Below are 19,323 nucleotides of genomic sequence, written 5' to 3' on the forward strand. Positions count from 1 at the left end.
CTAGGAAAGGACCGCCATGTCGTCGTTCGATTTCGAAGGCCACATCACCGACATCGTCGATTATCCGAAGCCGGGCGTGGTGTTCAAGGACATCACCACGTTGTTGAAGGACCCGGACGGCTTCGAGGCCACCATCGATGCCATCGCCGAGCACTTTAAGGATGCGGGCGTGACCAAGGTTGTCGGCGCCGAGGCCCGAGGCTTTATGATCGGCGCGCCAGTTGCGTATCGTCTGCATGCCGGCTTCGTGCCCGCTCGCAAGCCGGGCAAGCTGCCGCGCGAGGTGCGCAGCGAAAGCTATGACTTGGAGTACGGAAGCGACGAGCTGCAGATCCACGCCGACGCCATCGACCCTGAAGACGTGGTGCTGATTGTGGACGACCTGGTTGCCACGGGCGGCACCGCCGAGGCGCAGGCCAAGCTTATCAAGCAGTTCGGCGCCTCGCTGGCGGGCATGGGCTTCCTCATGGAGCTGGCGTTCTTGAATCCGCGCCAGGCCATCGCCAAGGTCACCGATGCCGAGGTCTTCTCCCTTGTGCAGGTGCGCTAAAAGCTAGCACCGTTTCAACAAAGCAAGAGGCCGGGATGCGCAGTTGCTCTGCGCATCCCGGCCTCTGTTTGTTTCCGGCGCCTTCGTCCTTGAGCTTCGAGCCGCTTTGGCGACGTAACCCTGACTGTCATTCCGTCAAAGCACGCTGGCGGTCCGTGCGCTTTGCGCGGACCGCTTCGGGGACGTAGCGCTAAGCGCCCGATTCTGTCGGCGCGCTAGCGATCCATGTCCTCCAGTCGGCCATGGCGCTCGTAGCGCGTGATGCGCTCGGGGCGGTTGTCGTCGTCGACGAACACCACGCGCGGCGGGTTCGCATCGGCTTCCTCGGGGGTCATCAGGGCGTAGCACATGATGATCACCTTGTCGCCCACCGAGACGCAGCGAGCGGCGGCGCCGTTGAGGCAGATCATGCCGCTGCCGCGCTGACCTGCGATGACATAGGTCTCGAAACGCTGGCCGTTGTTCACGTCGACAATCTGCACCTGCTCGTACTCGCGGATGCCCGCGGCATCCATCAGGTCCTCGTCGACGGTGATGCTGCCCACGTAGTCAAGCTCGGCCTGGACGACGGTGGCGCGGTGGATCTTGCCCTTCAGCATGGTAGAGAACACGGTTGTTGGTCCTTTCGTAGGTTTTGAAAATCGAAGTTATTCGCCGAAGATGAAGTTGTCGATAAGGCGCGTCTTGCCGATGTAGACGGCCATGGCCACCAGAACCGGGCCATGGACGGTCTCGACGGGCTTGATGCCGTCCCACGACACCATCTCGACGTAGTCGATGCGCGCCAGGGGCTCGGCCTCGATAAGCTGCTTCATGGCGTCGAGCACCGTGGCGGCGGAGCGCTCGCCGGCTTCCATCAGGCGCTGGCCCTCGGCCACGGCGCGCGAGAGCACGAGCGCGGCTGCGCGCTCTTCAGCGGACAGGTAGGTGTTGCGCGAGCTTTTCGCCAGACCGTCCTCCTCGCGCACGATGGGGCAGCCCACAACCTGCACGTTCATGTTCAGGTCGCGCACCATGCGGCGGATGACGGCCAGCTGCTGGGCGTCCTTCTGGCCGAAGTAGGCGCGGTCGGCCTGGGAGATGTTCATCAGCTTGTTAACTACGGTGCACACGCCGCGGAAGTGCGTCGGGCGCGTCTTGCCGCACAGCTCGGCGGTGATGCCCTCGACGTTGACGTAGGTGCACGCATCGGGGAAGTACAGGTCGGCGGGCTCGGGATGGAACGCCAGCGTGGCGCCGGCTCCCTCGATCAGGCGCTTGTCGGCCTCGAAATCGCGCGGGTAGGTTTCCAGGTCCTCGCCCGGGGCGAACTGGATGGGGTTGACGAACACGCTGACCATGACGCGGTCGTTCTCGGCGACGGCGCGCTTGATCAGGCTCTCGTGGCCCTCGTGCAGGTAGCCCATGGTGGGCACGAGGCCCACGGTCAGGCCCTGCGTCTTCCACTCGCTGATAACCTGTTTAGCCTGTTCAGGGGTAGTGGCAACGGTAAGCATCTTAGTAGGTTTCCTTTCGGGTTCGGTAAATCGTGAGACGGCGGGAGTCGAGGTGCCGTGGACGCAGCACATCTGGGCGCTTCGACGCGCGGCCTGTCGTGTTAGGGCCCTGAACGACTCGCGGCGCATCCGGCCGCGTCGGCGTTCGTCGCGCCGCGGGATGCAGGGTGTCTGCGAATCGTTTGGGAAGGCGGGCGCGGCGGGGCATCTCGGCCGCGCCGCGCCCGCCGGTTATGGCTAGTACAGCTTCTCGAGCACTTCGTCGTCGATCTTGAACGTGTGCTCGGCGGAGGGGAAGGAACCCTCGCGCACCTCGCTGATGTAGCTGGCGAAGCCGTCGCGCATGGCCTCGCCCACGTTTGCGAAGCGCTTGACGAACTTCGGGCAGAAGTCGCTGAACATGCCCAGCATGTCCTGGTAGACGAGGATCTGGCCGTCGCAGCCGGCGCCGGCGCCGATGCCGATGGTGGGGACGCCCACTTCCTTGGTGACCAGGGCGGCAAGCTTGGCGGGCACGGCCTCGAGCACGATGGCGAACGCGCCGGCGGCCTCGAGCGCCTTCGCGTCGGAAATCAGCTTGCGGGCAGCTGCCTCGCTTTTGCCCTGCACCTTGAAGCCGCCGAACGCGTTGATGGACTGCGGCGTCAGGCCCAGGTGCCCCATGACGGGGATGCCGGCGGCCACCATGGCGGCAACCTGCGGGCACACCTCTTCGCCGCCTTCCAGCTTCACGCAGTTCGCGCGGCCTTCCTTGAGCAGGCGGCCGGCGTTGCGAACGGCGTCGGGCACGCTGACCTCGTAGGACAGAAACGGCATGTCGCAGACGATCAGCGCGTTCTTGGCGCCGCGGGCGACGGCGGCGCTGTGGTGGATCATGTCCTCAACGGTCACGGACAGGGTGTCCTCGTAACCGAGCACCACGTTGCCCAGCGAGTCGCCGATGAGGATGCCGTCGATGCCGGCCTCGTCCTCGAGCTTGGCGGTGGAATAGTCATAGGCCGTGAGCATGGCGAGCTTGCGGCCCTCGGCCTTGGCCTGGGCGAACGTTGCCACGGTGTTCTTCATGGGTCTTTCTCCTTCGCTTTACCTGCGGGTTTGTGCTGATTCCAGCAGATTCCTCATCGGGGCGTGATCGCGCTCGGGGTGGCGCCGCGCAGCAAGTTCGCAAACGGAAAGCGACAGCGTGGCGTAGGTTTCGCGCGCCTGCCCGTCCAATGCGGCCAGATGCTTGCGCACCGTTTCAAGGTCGTTGCGCTCGATAGGGCCGGACAGGGCGTTTTGCGGGCCCTTTTGCGCGATGGCGGCGCAATTGCCGGTGAACAGGGGGCCGGCTGCCTGCAGGGCCTGCTCGGGCGTGAACCCGCAGCCCTCCAAGATGCCCAACCCCTCGGAGGCAAGGCCGCACACCAGATTGCTCAGGAACACCGCCGCGGCGTGGTAGCGCACCTTTGCGTCGGCCGCGATGGTGCAGTGCGGATTGCCCGCCGCATCCAGCAGCGCGCCCGCCGCGTCGACCGCGGCCTGGTCGCCTTCAAGCGTGAAGAACATGCCGGCAAGGCGATCGGGCGCATCGGCGCTGGTCGGGACGTCGGGCACGGCGCACAGCGGGTGAACGCTCGCGCAGGCTGCCCCGGCTTTTCGGCATGCGTCGAGCTCTTCGGAGGTCAGCGCGCCGCTTGCGTGGCACACCAGTTTTCCGGAAAGGCCGCCTGCCGGCGTGCTCGCCGCGGCGTCGGCCAGCTGGCCTGCCGCTTCGGCGATGGCGCCATCGGGCACGGTTATGAAGATGAGGTCCGTGGAATCAAGAAGCGCTTGCAGCGAGGAAAAGGAAACGGAATGCGTGCACTGCGATGCCCAAAGCGCCGCCTTTTGCGTGCGGCTTGCATAGCCTGAGACCTTCGAACCGTGTTCGAACAGATGCGTTCCCAGGGCGAACCCGATTTTGCCGGCTCCCACGAACCCCACGCGCAAGCGCGCGTCACGTTCTGCGGGGCACGAACCAACCGATGCGGTCACGTCAGTGCCTTTCGTTTCTTTGCTGCGAGGCTGGATGCCTGGACTTGTTCCGGGTCACCCGCGCTCCTTTACGAGGGGGCAGTATACGCCGTGGCGAAGCGCCGATGCAAGCATCGTGGGCATTCGATTCCGAATCCAAATGAAAGGCACGCAAACGCATGAAGTTGGACTATAGTTCGGGTTGTATTCAACCGAGAATAGCTTGCCGAAGGCAAGCTCTCGGCGTAGGCAGGTGACGCGCGCTGCGTCTCGTCGTCATCCGGGCGGTCGGGTGCCGGGTGGCGGGTTGCGTGCGCGCAATGTGCCGGCTTCGCGCTGAGCATCAGGGAAAGAGGCGGCCATGAGGGACCATTCGCAACATATACAGCTGTCGCGCGAGGAGGCGGTTGCGGCGACGTTGGCGGCGTTGGACGCGCTGCCGGAGGGTTTCGGCTGGCGCGGCGTGCAGGCGCAGGCAAAAGGCGCCGATGCCGGGAAATTCCATGCGCGTGAGGTTGCGCGCAAGCTGGTGGAGCGCGTTTCCCTGGCGGAATCGGTAGGGCGCGTGCTGGCGTATGACGTATGCGCCGTGAACGACATGCCCAGCGCGCTCACCTGCGCCATGGATTCCATCGCGCTGCACTGGTCCGATTTTGCCGACCTGGCAGATGGCGAAGTGCCCGACACCAGCGCGTGGGTGCGCGGCCGGGACTGGGAGTTCGCCAACACCGGTGTTGCCATGCCGGAAGGGTTCGACACGGCCATCGTCATCGAGCATGCGCAGGTTTCCGCAGATGAGCAGCATGTGGCCATCGACGCGGCGCCGTCGAAGCCCGGCGCGGGCACGCGTCCGGTGGGCAGCACCATGCGTCGCGGCGACGTGCTGGGCCGCGCCGGCAAGCTGATCACGCCCGACCTGGCGGCTCGCATGGGTTCGGGCAACAACGGGTCGGTGCCGGTGGTGCGCCGCCCGCGCGTGGCGTTCATCCCCACGGGCAACGAGCTGGTGGCCCCCGGCGTGCCCTTCGACCCCGAGCGTGCCGCATCCTTCGCCGCCCGCGGGCGCAACTTCGAGACGAACAGCGTGCTCGTGAAGGCGAAATGCGAGCAGTGGGGCGGGCGTTTCGTCCCGTTCGATATCGTTCCCGACCGCCGCGACGCCATCGAGGAGGCCATCGCGCAAGCCGTCGAGCAGGCCGACATCGTGGTGCTCAACGCCGGGTCCTCGAAGGGAAGCGACGACTGGTCTTGCGAGGTCATGGAGCAGATGGGGCAGATGATCTGCCATCAGACGAACCACGGCCCGGGGCACCATTCCAGCTTTGCAATCGTCGACGGCACGCCCATTGTGGGCATCTCGGGCCCCAGCGCCGGTGCGTCGTTCACGCTGAACTTCTACCTGCGTCCGCTCATGCGCGCGTTCTCGGGCCTGGATCCCGAGGTGCCGCGCACGCCCATGGTGCTGGCTGAGGCGTTCCCGGCGGGTGGGCACGGTCCGAAGGGGCATGGCGGCCCGGTCCGCGGCGAGGACAGGCCCGCGGAGCATCCGGCGCACAAGCCCGGCGAGCCCGAGTTCTTCGGCATCAAGCTGCTGCGCGCCGAGCATGCCGAGGACGGCACGCTGCGCGCTTGGCCCGTGCCCGGGCGCCCCGGCAGCCCGGAGAGCTTCGAGGCCAACGCCTATTACATGTTGCCCAACGGTCCGGGCATCGAGGCCCCCAAGCCCGGCGATGTGATCTGGGCAGAGTGGAGGTAGAGGCCGGCAACTAGCAACCTGAGCAGCGGGCGGCCACGCATGGCGTGTGGCCGCCCGCGCATGTAAGAGCGAAAATACGTTCTGCTTTCGCTTGCACGAACATCTGTGCGTGTGCTAGAATCCTTGCATCACATGAGCCAGTGCAGATGCTTTCCCCTTCGGGCGTTGTGCCTGCGGGAATGTCGTGGCCGGCATCCGTTTCCGGGATGCCCTTTCCTCTTCTGTAAGATCCTCGAAACCACGGAATGCAACGATAGTTTTCGCAGGTAAAGCCTGTTAGAATATCGTTGTACGAAATTCGAGGAATTAATGGATGACGTACAGATAGATGCGCATGCTTTCAAGCATGGCGTCACAAGCGATGAGATCTTGCAAGTATGGAACAGCATCGTGGCCATGAGACTCAGAACGGCACCATGCGAGGAAACGATCGTCGCAATCGGCCTTTCGGCAAAGGGCGAGGCCATCGAATTGGTTGCCTCGCTGAAATGGCAAGGTGTCCTTGTCTATCATGCGATGAAGCCGCCTACTGAAAAGGTCTTAAAGGAACTGGGGCTTGTAAGGAGGAAGCGATGACGGTGGTAACTGCTGAAGAAGTTGAAAAGCGGTTCGGATACACTCCTGAACAACTCGACAAGATGGAAGCTGATGCAACGGCGGGCGTTTTCCATGGCGAGCCCAGCGGTCCTGTTGTATATGCGCCGGGTTACGGTCCCGGCCGCCCTCTTATGTTCGATGAGGAAATGAAGCAGGTGGGGTTTAAGGAGCCGGTGAATAAAATCCTGCTCATTGATATTCGTGCGGCGCAGCTGGGAATGAAGCGGTCGGAATATCTTCGCCATCTGGTAGATGAGGACTTGAAGCTTGCTGGCATCGCGTAGCGGTCAGCGTCGCGATGGGGCTGGGTTCCGTGTCTATCGAATCGCTGTCGCCTGAGGGTTCGCGGCCTGATGGGCGGGCTTGTTTGCTATCATAGCCAAGTTAACGGTCTAACCGCTTTCAGCGTGCGTGGAGCTGGGTTGCGCCGGCTTTCCCGGCGTGTCCGCGGGTGTCGCCATCGTGTCGGCTTCCCCCGGGCGCGTCCGCAAGTGTCGCGATTGCGGTGGCTTCCCCGGGCGCGTCCGCAGGCGTCGCGATTGCGGTGGCGGCAATCGGATGTGGGGTGGTCGTCGTTTTGCAGCGTAGCCGCTAACACGTGCGTTGGAATCGAAAGGAAAGAAACCAATGACCCAATACCTTACCGAGCGCGAGGTCCGCGGAATCGCGGAATACGCGCGCATCGGCCTTTCCGGGGAGGAGCTCTCCGAGATGACGGTCGATCTGAACAACATCATTGAAACGCTGCAGTCCATCAAGCAGCTGGACCTCGAGGGCGTGGAGCCTACGTTCCATCCCATCGGAAGCCTGTCCAACGTCATGCGCGAGGACGTGGAAACCGAATCGTTCACGCAGCAGGTTGCGCTTGAGAACGCGCCGAAGCAGCAGGACGGCAGCTTCTTGATCCCGTCCATCCTGGGCGAAGGGGGCGATGCGTAATGGCCATCTCCGATATGGGCATCGCGCAGATCCGCGAGGGTCTGGCGTCCAAGCAGTTCACCGCCTGCGAGGTCGCGCAGGCAAGCCTCGACCGCATCGCGCAGGCCGATTCTCAGGTGCATGCGTTCCTGGAGGTCACCTCCGAGGCCGCCATGGCCGCCGCGCAGCGCGTTGATCAGGCAATCGCCGACGGCACGTTCGATACGCTCGGCCCGCTGGCCGGCGTGCCGGTGGCGTTCAAGGACAACATGAACATGACGGGCACGCACACCACCTGCTCCTCCCGCATGCTGGAAAACTACGTGTCCCCGTACACCGCAACGTGCGTGCAGCGCATCATCGACGCCGGTGGTCTGCCGCTGGGCAAGCTGAACATGGACGAGTTCGCGTTCGGTTCCACCACCGAGTCCTCCGCGTTCGGCCCCACGCGCAACCCGTGGGATCTGGGTCGTGTTCCGGGCGGCAGCTCGGGCGGCTCTGCGGCGGCGGTCGCCGCGGGCATGGCGTGCGTCACGCTGGGCTCCGACACGGGCGGCTCCATCCGCCAGCCCGCCAGCTTCTGCGGCATCGTGGGCGTGAAGCCCACGTACGGCACGGTCAGCCGTTACGGCGTCGTGGCCTTCGGCAGTTCGCTCGACCAGGTCGGCCCGTTCGCCCGCAGCGTCGAGGACGCCGCTGCCGCGATGGACGCCCTGTGCGGCCATGACCCCCTGGACTGCACGTCGCAGGACGTGAAGGCCGGTTTCCGCGCCGCATGCCAGCAAGACGTTGCAGGCATGCGCATCGGCGTGGTCCGCAGCTTCATGGGCGCTAAGGGCCTGTCCTCCGAGGTTTCGGAGCGCGTGTCCGAGGCCGCTGCCAAGCTCGAGGCTGCCGGCGCCACCATCGTCGAGGTCGACCTGCCGCATATCGATGCCGCCATCAGCGCCTACTACGTGTTGGGTCCGTGCGAGGCGTTCTCCAACCTGGCCCGCTTCGACAGCGTGCGCTACGGCTACTGCGAGGAAGGCCACAAGGACCTGGGCAGCCAGTACGAGGCAAGCCGAGCCCATGGTTTCGGCGAAGAGGCGAAGCGCCGCATCATGCTGGGCAGCTACCTGCTTTCCGCCGGCGTGTACGAGCAGTACTACTATCCGGCCCAGCAGGTCCGTACGCTCATCACGCAGGACTACCGCAACGCCTACGAGCAGTGCGACGTCATCTTGGCGCCCACGGCCCCGGCTACGGCGTTCAAGTTCGGTGAGATCGCCGATCCGGCAACCATGTACCTGTCCGACGTGTTCACCATCTCCATCAACATCGCCGGCAACGGCGGCATGAGCGTGCCGTGCGGTTTGGGTGCGCAAAGCGGCATGCCCGTGGGCGTGCAGCTGATCGCCCCGCAGTTCAAGGACGAGAACATGTTCCGCGCCGCCATGGCGCTCGAGGCCGCCTACGGCAAGGCCCCCGTGGCCCCGAACTTCGCCGACGGGAAGGTGATTGAGTAATGCGTAAGCTTGAAGAAGTCCTCAAGGATTGGGAGGCGGTCATCGGCTTGGAGATCCACGCCGAGCTGACCACGTTGAACACGAAGATGTTCTGCGGCTGCAAGCTTGAGTTCGGCGCCGATCCGAACACGCACACCTGCCCGGTGTGCCTGGGTCTTCCGGGTGCTCTGCCCGTGCCGAACAAGGCTGCTATCGAGTCCATCGTGCTTGCCGGCCTGGCCACGAACTGCGATATCGAGAAGCACAGCATGTTCTACCGTAAGAACTACATGTACCCCGACATGGCTAAGAACTTCCAGACCACGCAGGGTCCGGTCGCGTTCTGCATGCGCGGACATCTCGATCTGGATGTCGACGGTCCGGCAGCCAAGGAGCGCGGCGATATCGCCGGCCTGAAGCCGGGCGAGACCTGCGAGAACGTCACCGTCACCGATTCCGGCTACACGGCGCACGTTGGCATCACGCGCATCCATATGGAGGAAGACGCCGGCAAGATGATCCACATCGGTGGCGACGAGGGCCGTATCGCGGGCGCCACGCATTCGCTGGTGGACTACAACCGCGCCGGCACGCCGCTCATCGAGTTGGTCACCGAGCCCGACCTGCGCACGCCTGAGGAGGCGCGCCTGTTCATGCAGAAGCTGCGTCAGATCTATCTGGCCATCGGCATCTCCGACTGCTCCATGGAGGAAGGCTCCATGCGCTGCGACGGCAACGTCAGCCTGCGTCGCCGCGGCTCCACGAAGCTGGGCGTGAAGACCGAGCTGAAGAACATGAACTCCTTCAAGAACCTGCACGATGGCTTGGCCTATGAGATCTGCCGTCAGGCCGAGGTTCTGGAAGAGGGCGGTCAGATCTATCAGGAGACCCGCCATTGGGACCCCACCATGAAGCACACCATCGTCATGCGCGTGAAGGAAACCGCTGACGACTACCGCCTGTTCCCCGAGCCCGACTTGGCGCCCTACGACCTTTCCGACGAGTTCATCGAAGGCGTCCGCGTCAAGCTGCCCGAGCTGCCCGACCAGAAGGCCGCCCGCTTCGCCGATGAGTTCGGCCTGTCCGCCTACGATGCTCGCCATCTGGTTGATCATCGCGCTACGGCCGATTTCTTCGAGGCGTGCATGGAGGTTGCGGGCAAGGATGCCGCCAAGCTGGCGAAGCCTGTTGCCAACCTGACCATCAACGACGTCACCGCATGGCTCAACGCCAGCGAGGATGCTGACCTTGCGCAAAGCCCGCTCACGCCCGCCCGTGCGGTGGAGCTGGTGAAGCTGCTCGCCGAGGACGCCATCTCGTCCAAGCAGGCCAAGCAAGTGTTTTCCGCCATCATGGACGAGGACAAGGATCCCTCGGCCATCGTCGAGGAGCGCGGCATGAAGCAGGTGTCGGACACCGGCGCCATCGAGGCCGTTGTGGATGCCATCATCGCGGCGAACCCCGACGAGGTTGCCCGCTACAAGGAAGGCAATACGAAGGTCATCGGGTTCTTCGTGGGTCAGTGCATGAAGGAGATGCGCGGCCAGGGCAATCCGAAGATCATCAACCAGCTGTTGGCGAAGAAGCTGGCAGAATAGCGTAAACGCAATCGCAAACGTAAACGAGGGGCCGCTGATGAGCGGCTCCTCGTGCGTTATAGGACGTGCAAGCAATGCGAGCGATGATGCGCGTGGGTCGATTCGGAGTAAGTGAATCGACTCACACAGACATGGTCAGAGTGTACCGTTGGCAGTTGCGGCGCGCGGTTTGAGCGCGCCGGCAAGCTGCAAGGCGCAGCGCTAGCAAACGCAGAGGGCTCGCAGTGCGCGGCCTGCAAGCCGTGGGGCGCAGCGATTGTTTGCATCCTGCGTGTAGCGTGCGCCGGCAAGCTGCAAGGCGCAGCTTGCGCCGCACGCAGGCAGTCATCTGCGCTCTGCGCGCAGGCGCCCTTATCGCATTACCTTGGCTAGCACCTTCGCGAGCTTCGCCGGGTCGATGGGCTTGGAGACGTGGGCGTTCATGCCGCTGGCAAGCGAGCGCTTCACGTCCTCGGCGAACGCGTTCGCGCTGGTTGCCACGATGGGCACGTCGGCGGCATCGGCACGGTCAAGACCGCGGATGCGGTGCGCGGCGGTAAGCCCGTCCATGACCGGCATCATGACGTCCATCAAGACGATATCGTAGCGCCCAGCGGGGGATTGCTCGAACGCGTCCACCGCTTCCTGGCCGTTCATCGCCTTATCCACGGTGAACCCCATGTCGTCGAGCACGTACGCGATGATCTCCATGTTCAGCTCGTTGTCCTCCGCGACCAGGGCGTGCTTTCCGGTGAAATCGACTTGCTCGGCGTCTGCGCCCACCGGCTTGCCGACCGCGTCGGTTATCGGCAGCGGTATCTCGAAATAGAACGTGCTGCCATGCCCCAGGCGGCTGTTCGCGCGGATGCGATCGCCCATCATGAGCACGATGCGGTTGCTGATAGCAAGTCCCAGCCCCGTGCCCTGTTGGCGGGCGTCTGTGGTGTCTACCTGTTCGAATTTGGCGAAGATGCGATCGATGTCCTCCTCGGCGATGCCTACGCCCTCATCGGTGACGGCGAAGTACACGTTTGCCGTTCGGATGTCGCTCGCCCGGACGCCGCTTCCCGTCGCCTGCGTGCCGGCATCAGCAGCTTCGCAGCCCGCCGGCGGCATACCCGCCGCCGCGCCTTCCGTCGCCCGTGCGTCAGCCCGCGCGGCCTCGCAGCCAGCCGGTAGCGCACTCGTCGTGCCGTCTTCCGCAGCCTCGCAGCTCGTCGGCAGCGCCCCCGCGGCGCCGGCGGCAGCCCGCTCCTCGATGGTCACCGTGATGGTACTGCCGTCATCGGAGTACTTCACGGCGTTGCCCACTAGGTTGATGAGCACCTGGTTAAGGCGCAGCGCGTCGCCCATGAACCAATCGTGCTGCAGCCGCATGTCCACGACCAGCTTCTGGTTGCGCGCGGCAAGGCGGCCGGCGCTTACGGCGTTGAGCTCCTCGACCACATGGCTCATGCTGAAGGGCGCATCGCCGAGCAGCATCTTGTTGTTCTCGATCTTCGTCATATCCAGGATGCCGTTGAGCAGATCGAGCAGGTACAGCGACGACGCGTGCACCTTGTTCAGGCAATCGACTCGGCGCTCGTCGCTCTGCTCGGGTTTCAGGGCTATTTCGGTCATGCCGATGATGCCGTTCATGGGCGTGCGGATCTCGTGCGACATGCGCGCGAGGAAGTCGGACTTCGCCTGTGCCGATTGGTCAAGCTCCTCTTGGTTGATGCGGTTTTGGATGATCGTGCCCACCTCGCGCAGGGTGTTTGCGGTCTCATCGTCGTCGAAGGCCTTGCCGGCGTTGCTCAGGAAGAACACGGCCCCCGAGTATTTCCCCACGTTCATCATGGGGAACGCGACGCCGTTGGCGTAAGCGCGCGTTTCGGCGGACATGGCGAAGATGGGCATCTCGCTCACGGGATGCACAAGGCCTTGCTCGCCGAATCGCTGCAGCGTGTCGACGGCCTCCCGCGAAAGCGGGAACACGGCGCCCTCGTCGATGCCCGGGATGGGGCCGAAAAAGTAGCGCACTGATGCCGTTTGATAGTCTTCTTGGAACGACGTGATGAACAGGTTGGTCACGTCGAGCCTCTCGTTCAGCTGCCGCATAAGCAAATCCATACCCGCCGCCAGCGAAAGGCGTCGGTCGAGCAGGTTCAGCGTCAGGGCGGGTAAGGTCAAGTCCTCGACGTGGTTGAACGAGGATATGGGGTCGAACGGCCTTGGCTCGAACGCGCCGTCCATGGACGGGTCCCAGCATGCGCAGGCCGCGCGATGCCCCATCGATGCCTGAAGCGCCGTGCGCGCCCGGCAAAGCAGCTCGGAGGTGCTCCTGATGCCCTCCGCCGATGCCGTGCCCACGTGGAAGCTCAGCTCCAGCACTCCGGGGCGCACCAGCCGCGCGAACCGGCGCTGCAGCTCGGCCGCCTCGTCGATCGCATCGTCGGCGCATTTGCCGGGAAGCCAGCAGACGAACTGCCCAGCGCCGACGCGCACCAGGATGGCGTCGTGGTTGCCTTTGTCGCGGTTGAAGGCGCGCATGACCTTGGCCAGCTCATTGAGCAGCACGTCGCCGAAGGGGATGCCGTAGTCGCGCACGATGTTCGCGAACCCGTCAATCTCGATGATGGCGAGCTGCCCCGCGTTCGCGCCTGCGCGCGCCGCCGCAATGGCGTCCATGCCGGGCTCGAAGCGATATGCCGATGTCGCGGGGTCGAGCGCCTGCTTGCGCGCGGCTTCGATCTCGCGGCGCTTCCTGCCGTCGATGTCGTGGATGACGCACACCATGCAGTCCTGCCCGTTGTCGGCGTCCTGAACGCGCGATGAGCTCACCTCGAGCCAATGACCTTGCGGCGAGCGTTCGGTCACGGCCTCCACCTGGATGCTCGTCTCCTGCATCAGGCTTACGGCCTGCTCGATGGCGTCCACCGCCTCGGGGTTCGCGCTGTCGTGGCGGAACAGGTCCCAGAAGCGCGTGGCATCGTACTCGCCGTCGTCGAGGGAGTTCACGATCTCGATGGATCCTGTTTCGGGATGGAAGGTGAAGAAGGCGTCGTTGGTGCCCTTGACGGCCAGGCGATAGCGCTCCTTCTCCTCGTTGAGCTTGCGCTGCTTCTCCAGGCCGTCCTCGGTGAGGTCGAGGATGACGCCATGGAGTTGGTCGACCTCGGCGACGGGTGTGCGGAACGCGCGCAGCTTCTCCATGCCTCCTTGGACGCTTTCAATCAGGTCCCTGAGCGGCCGGTTGATGGCGCGCGAGACCAGCGCCACCAGCACCAGGCATCCGAGGGTGGTAAGGCCGATGGTTACGCCTAGGCGGTAGTACAACGAGTTGCCCGTGGCGAAGATGGAGTCCTCGGAGAACAGGACGACAACCGCCCAGTTCGTGTCGTCGTAGGGCACGATGCCGGAATACAGCTTGAGCGGTTCGGCGATTGCGTACACCTGCTGATCGCCCATGTTGATGCCTTCGACCTGCATAAGGCCCGCATTGCGCGTTTCCTTGAGTGCGAAGGCGGGCCCTTCGGCGTTCACCGCGTTGTAGAGCACGCCGTTTCCCGTGATGACCTGGTACGAGCCGTTGCCGTCAGCCAGCGCAAGGGCGTACCCGCCGGCTTCGCTGCCGTCAAGCTCGGAGATGGGGAAGCACGTGTCCGCCAGGTACGCGGTGGACACCTCGATTCCCAGCACGCCGTACACCTGCCCGTTGAGCATGAGCGGCACCGAGTAGGCGATCATGCGGTAGCTGTCGCTCGGATTACCCTCCAGCACGAACGGCTGCGACCAATACGCCATGGCATTCGCATCGGCGCCCGGGTTTTGCAGGGCGGCCTCGTAGGGTTTGTAGAAGAAGTCGTCGGCGCCGCGCGCGCCGTTGCCGGCGAGGTGCAGTTTCGGCGCCCAGGTGTTGTCAAGGGCGATGGACGCGTCGCGGGCGATTTCCTTGTCTCCTCGCTCAAGCAGCAGGTCGGAATAGGAATCCGACCTGCCGGTGGGGTCGGAATCGCGCAGGAACGCCCCGATGTGGTCCTGCGCGGCGGAAAGGTCACCGTCGTTTCCCAAGATCAGGTACGCGCCGCTGGCGGTGTTGGCCCCTATGATGGAGAGCAGCCGCGGGAAGGCGGCGGCTACGAAGGCCTCCTTCTGATCGTTATCGGCAAGGAACTCCGACACGTCGAGGCCCGATCGGGCAAGTTGGTCGGAGAGGGCGGAGTTGAAGATGACGGTCTCGCGGGATATGCCGGACCAGCTTTTGACCATAGCGCTTTCCAGGTTCACCTTGCGGTTGTCCACCGCGCGGGCGTCGATGGAGATGGCGTTGTCCTCAAGCGTGCTCTTCACTCCGCTGAACGTGAGGACCGAGATGGGCAAGGCGCTCTGGATCAGGACGATCGCGGCAAGCGAGATCATGAGCACTCGAAGGAAAGATACCTTTCGCTTCCCCTTTGCGGCGTTTTTGCCCGTGCTCGCGCCTGCGCCGGCGCCCGTACCCGCATCTATGTTCTTGCGTTCGTTTCGCACCTCTTGCTACTCCGTGCCCTCGGCTGCGGCTTGGAGTTGCTGGCAGAAGGAGGCGTACCATTGCTCGAACGCGGCATCGCCCACGTACGGCTCAAGCGCCTCGGTGCGCGATTGGCCGGCGGCTATTGCCGCCTGAACAGCCGCTTTGTCGGCGGTTGCCTTATCGTCGAGCGAATGGTCGAGTACCTTGCGCGCGGCATAAGCGTTGTCGAAGCTCTTAAGCGAGTACAGCTCCACGTCGTCGAAGGAGTCCATGGCCATGGCGATGCAGTCGCGGGTCTTGGGGTTTACGGAGAGGTTCTCGTTCTGAATCGCGTTATCAAGCTCTTCGACGCTGTTTGCATCAGTTCGCACGGGAAGATACGACGCCGCCGTCGCGAAGCGCAGGTTGTTCTGCTTCTCGGTGAACCACTTCAGGAACTCGTAGGAAGCGTATTCGTGTTGCTCGTCCGACTTCGCCACCGCCATGCCGGCGCCTTGCTGAGGGGCCACGGCGTTGCCTTCTTCGAAGGTTGGCGGCATGATGATCTGATAGCCGATCTCGTGCGTTCCGTTGTCGTCGACCACCTGGTCGGGGAAGTACGCCGCCGATGCGGTGGAGCCCGTGTAGCAGATGATGTCGCCCGTCTTCATGTCGTCGGAGCGGAACTTGCCCTTGGCGTCGAAATATCCGCTGACGAAGGGTATGTAGTAGTTGTCCCACAGGCGGCGGACCTTTTCCTTGTCGGCGTTGACCGCGGTTTTGCCGTCGGCGTTGGGCGCGAGCAGATCGACGCCCATCTGCCTCATGCCGATGATGAAGTAGTTGGACAGGGAATCGCGGCCGTAGAACGCCTTGCCGTCGTTGGGGATGTCGGGCGTTAGCGCATCGGTGTACTCGTAGTAGCGCTTCGCGGTGGCCGCGATGCCTTCCTGCGTTGCCAGGTCATCGACGGTGCGCCGGTGGCCTGGGCGAACGGCTCCCAGTCGGTTTCGTCGAGTATGGTCACCTCGGTGGATTTCGCCACCGGCAGCAGGTACAGGGAATCGTCGCCGTCGAAGCGTCCCTCGTCAAGGTAGTCGGGCACATAGTTGGACAGCTCATCGGGCGTGAAGTAGTCCGTCAGATCAACGAGCTTGCCCTGTTGTTGCACGTTGTAGGCCGTGTCGGCGTAGGAGGAGAACACGTTGGGCATCTGGTCGGCGCCGACCTCGCCTGCCGACGAGTTCGAGATAGCCTTCTCCAGCTCGGCGACCGACCCTTGGGTCTTGCTTTTCACGTAGATGCCTTTCTCCTTGCCCACGGTGGAGTTGAACTCGGACACCAGGCTGTCGAAGGACGCCTGCTGGGCTCCGTTGTAGTAATCCCATACGGTGATGGTGGTGGGGTTGCTCGGGTCCAGCTTGACGGCGGTCTTCCCGCTATCGCCGGCGCAGCCGGTGGATAGCGCAGCGGCAAGCACGCCGGTAAGGGCGAATGCGGCCAGCGCGGCTTTCCGGGGGCGGATGCGGCCCGCGCTGCGGCTGCGGCGGTTGTCGGTTGCGCCGTCTTCCTGGGTGACGCCTGCGGCGTGGCGGTTGGTGCGCATATGCATACTGGATTCCTCCTAGTGCTCGGCCGGCGTGGTTTCGGCGCTGGTCGAAGGTTCCGTATCGGTTGGGCGAGCTTCCGTGGCCTCGATGGCCGGGCGGGCGGTGGGGCCGCCGCCCGCGTCGTCGCTCGAGCCGTCGCCGCCGTCATCGGCGAGGTCGGCGCCTGCGGCGTCGGCCCCATCGGATTTGTCAGCGGGGTGCCAAATTCCATCATACCCGTTAATGCCGGCGGAATCGGCGATTCGCCCTGCTTCGCCGGCGGATTTTGCGTTCGCGGCGGTATTCGGCTCGCTTGTCGGCGGTGCGACGGAGTCTTTCGTGTCCACGCGGTCGACGACCACGGTGGACGGCGGCTCGACAGTTCGTCGGTGCGTTGCCGGTCGTCGAGCAGGCGCTCGGGCTCGGCGCTGTGATCGCGGGCGAGCTCGATGATGCCCTTGATGGCGCGCCGAGGGCGCTGCGTGTTCATCGAGGATCGCGGCGCCGCTGCGCCGTCCGGCGCGCAACTGCGCTGATGCTGTCGGGTTCGCCCGCTTCGCCGGCGTGTCGTTTACAATGGCGGCATATGCAGGAAAGCCTGGTTGGAGGGCGGGCGGAGGCCCGTGCCGCACCGGACGGAAGCCGGCCGCGTGCAGAGCGCATGCCCACGCCGCGCCCGATCGCGTCTGCGCAACCGGGGAGAAACCGCTAGAAGCGAAGGAAACCTTATGAGCGATATCGATGTGCGCGCCGAGCTTGCGCATTGGATTGAGAACGTGCAGGATGCCGATCTGGCGGCCGAGCTGGCCGACATGCAGGCGAAGGCCGACGCCGGCGATGACGCCGCGATGACCGACGCCTTCTTCCAGAACCTGTCGTTCGGCACCGCGGGCCTGCGCGGCGTGCTGGGCGCCGGCACGAACCGTATGAACATCTACACGGTGGGCCGCGCCACGCAGGGCTTCGCCGATTATCTGAACGCGAACTTCGAAAACCCCTCCGTCGCCATTGCCCGCGACAGCCGCAACAACGGCGAGCTGTTCGTGCGCACCACCGCCGCCATCATGGCAGCCAATGGCGTGACGGCGTACGTGTACCCGCGCATCTCCCCGGTCCCCACGCTTTCGTGGGCCGTGCGCGACCTGGGCTGCTCGGGCGGCATCTGCATGACGGCCAGCCACAACCCTGCGCCGTACAACGGCTACAAGGCCTACGGCCCCGACGGCTGCCAGATCACCAGCCAGGCTGCCGCCGCCATCTCCGCGGCCATCGCCGGAACCGACGCGTTCACCGGCGTGAAGTCCATGGATTTCGATGAGGCCGTGGCATCGGGCAAGGTCAAGTGGATCGAAGACGCCGTGCTCGAGCGCTACTACGACGCGGTGCTGGCGCAGTCGGTGAACAACCTGTCCGACGAGCAGATCGCCGCCGCCCCGCTGAAGCTCGTGTACACGCCGCTTAACGGCACGGGCCTGGTCCCCGTTACCACGGTGCTCGCGCGCGCCGGTGTCTCCGACGTCACCGTGGTGCCCGAGCAGGAGCAGCCCGACGGCAACTTCCCCACGTGCCCCTATCCTAACCCCGAGATCCGCGAGGCCATGCAGAAGGGCATCGACCTGTGCGAGCAGGTGCATCCCGACCTGCTGCTGGCCACCGACCCCGATGCCGACCGCGTGGGCGTGGCCTGCAAGGACGGCGACGACTACACGCTGCTGACCGGCAACGAGATGGGCGTGCTGCTGCTGGATTACGTGTGCCGCATGCGCGCCGAGCGCGGCGAGGACCTGACGCGCAAGGTGGCCGTGACCACCATCGTGTCGTCGGCCATGGTCGATGCGCTGGCTGCGGAATACGGCTTTGAGCTGCGCCGTTGCCTGACGGGCTTCAAGTACATCGGCGACATCATCACCGAGCTGGCCGACGCGGGCCAGGCCGACCGCTTCATCTTCGGTTTCGAGGAGAGCTACGGCTACCTGTCCGGCGACCACGTGCGCGACAAGGACGCCGTGAACGCCAGCCTGCTCATCTGCCAGATGGCGCAGGAGTACAAGCTGGCGGGCAAGAACCTGGCCCAGGCCATGCGCGACCTGTACGCCAAGCACGGCTGGTGGCTCAACCGCACCGTGTCGCTGTCCTATCCCGGCGCCGACGGCGCGGCGAAGATGGCCGACCTCATGGCGGGTTTGCGCGCGAACGCTCCGGCCGAGCTGGCCGGCCGCAAGGTCGAGGCCGTGGTCGACTACCAGGGCGGCGTGAACGGCCTGCCTTCCGCCAACGTGGTGGAGTTCGACGTGGAAGGCGGCAACAAGGTCATCGTGCGCCCGAGCGGCACCGAGCCGAAGATCAAGCTGTACGTGTTCGCGAAGGACGCCAGCCGCGAGGCAGCCGACGCGCTGCTGAACGCGCTTGAGGAGGCAGGTCGCAAACTGTTGGCTTAAGGCCGCGTGACGGGAACGGATGGGTCAGTGCCTTCGGAAGGTTTTGACTCGCTAACTTTTGCGAGGGGCTCGCGGTTGAAATGCCGCGGGCCCTTTGTTGCTTTCTGCGCCGGGTACGGCTGCATGATGGGCGGGGCGCGAAGGGCGTGAAGCGCGACAGGGGGCCGGATGCTTTGCCAGGTTTGCTGCGAACAAGATTGCTTGCAAGAAGCGCTTCCGAAGCGCTGGTTTGGGGAAAGGCAGCCGAGCGGGTCGCCTTTCTTGTTTGGGAAAAATATGACCCTGTGTTTACAAAAAGCTGCGCAGTGCGATAATGAATTAGATAAAGGTAACTTTCGGTAGCAAATGTTACCCGGTGGTTGGTTTCGGCGCGATGGCGGGAATGGCTGAAGCGACGGTACCGCCATGTGCGGCCGCATGCATACGAGGCTTGCGCGGGGGACGTT

General features: G+C 64.4%; 16 protein-coding genes. 8 read left to right on the top strand and 8 right to left on the bottom strand.

Going from position 1 to position 19,323, the window contains the following annotated elements:
• Positions 1–16 precede the first annotated feature (16 nt).
• The gene (locus RDW26_RS03225; protein ID WP_298629471.1) at positions 17–550 is read left to right on the top strand and encodes an adenine phosphoribosyltransferase; all 534 of its coding nucleotides are present in this window, start codon (positions 17–19) and stop codon (positions 548–550) included.
• A gap of 215 nt (positions 551–765) precedes the next feature.
• Here the strand turns inward: RDW26_RS03225 and panD are convergent, their stop codons facing one another.
• The 4 genes from panD to RDW26_RS03245 form a co-directional block, all read right to left on the bottom strand.
• Entirely contained in the window at positions 766–1,161 is a 396-nt protein-coding gene (panD, locus tag RDW26_RS03230) for an aspartate 1-decarboxylase (protein ID WP_114620913.1), read from the bottom strand.
• Between the two features lie 36 nt (positions 1,162–1,197).
• A complete protein-coding gene (gene panC, locus RDW26_RS03235; RefSeq protein WP_307982500.1) occupies positions 1,198–2,046 on the bottom strand; it encodes a pantoate--beta-alanine ligase in 849 nt (282 codons plus the stop codon).
• A gap of 237 nt (positions 2,047–2,283) precedes the next feature.
• Positions 2,284–3,111, bottom strand: coding sequence for a 3-methyl-2-oxobutanoate hydroxymethyltransferase (gene panB / locus RDW26_RS03240; RefSeq protein ID WP_298629465.1), 828 nt, complete (start codon positions 3,109–3,111; stop codon positions 2,284–2,286).
• An 18-nt stretch (positions 3,112–3,129) separates the two neighbouring features.
• Positions 3,130–4,062: a DUF2520 domain-containing protein gene (locus RDW26_RS03245; protein ID WP_307982501.1), complete on the bottom strand. Its 933-nt coding sequence runs from the start codon at positions 4,060–4,062 to the stop codon at positions 3,130–3,132.
• Positions 4,063–4,402: 340 nt separating this feature from the next.
• On the opposite strand from RDW26_RS03245, the gene RDW26_RS03250 reads away from it, so the two are divergent.
• The 6 genes from RDW26_RS03250 to gatB all read left to right on the top strand — a co-directional run bounded on the left by RDW26_RS03250 (position 4,403) and on the right by gatB (position 10,397).
• Positions 4,403–5,797, top strand: coding sequence for a molybdopterin-binding protein (locus RDW26_RS03250; protein WP_307982502.1), 1,395 nt, complete (start codon positions 4,403–4,405; stop codon positions 5,795–5,797).
• A 309-nt stretch (positions 5,798–6,106) separates the two neighbouring features.
• The gene (locus tag RDW26_RS03255) at positions 6,107–6,373 is read left to right on the top strand and encodes a hypothetical protein (protein WP_302798738.1); all 267 of its coding nucleotides are present in this window, start codon (positions 6,107–6,109) and stop codon (positions 6,371–6,373) included.
• Positions 6,370–6,678 carry a hypothetical protein gene (locus tag RDW26_RS03260; protein ID WP_307982503.1) on the top strand — a complete coding sequence of 103 codons (309 nt, stop codon included), beginning with the start codon at positions 6,370–6,372 and terminating at the stop codon, positions 6,676–6,678. Before RDW26_RS03255 ends, RDW26_RS03260 begins: the two co-directional genes overlap by 4 nt.
• Positions 6,679–7,021: 343 nt before the next feature.
• Positions 7,022–7,333 (top strand): Asp-tRNA(Asn)/Glu-tRNA(Gln) amidotransferase subunit GatC, encoded by a 312-nt coding sequence (gene gatC / locus RDW26_RS03265; RefSeq protein ID WP_042436539.1) that lies wholly within the window; start codon positions 7,022–7,024, stop codon positions 7,331–7,333.
• The gene (gatA, locus tag RDW26_RS03270) at positions 7,333–8,820 is read left to right on the top strand and encodes an Asp-tRNA(Asn)/Glu-tRNA(Gln) amidotransferase subunit GatA (protein WP_307982504.1); all 1,488 of its coding nucleotides are present in this window, start codon (positions 7,333–7,335) and stop codon (positions 8,818–8,820) included. Before gatC ends, gatA begins: the two co-directional genes overlap by 1 nt.
• Entirely contained in the window at positions 8,820–10,397 is a 1,578-nt protein-coding gene (gene gatB / locus RDW26_RS03275; protein ID WP_307982505.1) for an Asp-tRNA(Asn)/Glu-tRNA(Gln) amidotransferase subunit GatB, read from the top strand. Before gatA ends, gatB begins: the two co-directional genes overlap by 1 nt.
• A 351-nt stretch (positions 10,398–10,748) precedes the next feature.
• Here the strand turns inward: gatB and RDW26_RS03280 are convergent, their stop codons facing one another.
• The 4 genes from RDW26_RS03280 to RDW26_RS03295 all read right to left on the bottom strand — a co-directional run bounded on the left by RDW26_RS03280 (position 10,749) and on the right by RDW26_RS03295 (position 16,801).
• Positions 10,749–14,777 carry an ATP-binding protein gene (locus tag RDW26_RS03280; RefSeq protein WP_307982529.1) on the bottom strand — a complete coding sequence of 1,343 codons (4,029 nt, stop codon included), beginning with the start codon at positions 14,775–14,777 and terminating at the stop codon, positions 10,749–10,751.
• A 117-nt stretch (positions 14,778–14,894) separates the two neighbouring features.
• Positions 14,895–15,854 (bottom strand): extracellular solute-binding protein, encoded by a 960-nt coding sequence (locus RDW26_RS03285; RefSeq protein ID WP_307982530.1) that lies wholly within the window; start codon positions 15,852–15,854, stop codon positions 14,895–14,897.
• Positions 15,749–16,462: an extracellular solute-binding protein gene (locus tag RDW26_RS03290; RefSeq protein WP_307982506.1), complete on the bottom strand. Its 714-nt coding sequence runs from the start codon at positions 16,460–16,462 to the stop codon at positions 15,749–15,751. Before RDW26_RS03290 ends, RDW26_RS03285 begins: the two co-directional genes overlap by 106 nt.
• A 12-nt stretch (positions 16,463–16,474) precedes the next feature.
• Complete coding sequence (locus RDW26_RS03295; RefSeq protein WP_307982507.1) at positions 16,475–16,801, bottom strand: hypothetical protein; 327 nt, start codon at positions 16,799–16,801, stop codon at positions 16,475–16,477.
• A gap of 366 nt (positions 16,802–17,167) precedes the next feature.
• Between RDW26_RS03295 and RDW26_RS03300 the strand changes: the two genes are divergently transcribed.
• A complete protein-coding gene (locus RDW26_RS03300) occupies positions 17,168–18,877 on the top strand; it encodes a phospho-sugar mutase (protein WP_307982508.1) in 1,710 nt (569 codons plus the stop codon).
• The last annotated feature ends 446 nt before the right edge of the window (positions 18,878–19,323 follow it).

The sequence above is a fragment of the uncultured Senegalimassilia sp. genome, from assembly GCF_902464545.1.
In the GTDB taxonomy this organism is placed as follows: Bacteria; Actinomycetota; Coriobacteriia; order Coriobacteriales; family Eggerthellaceae; genus Senegalimassilia.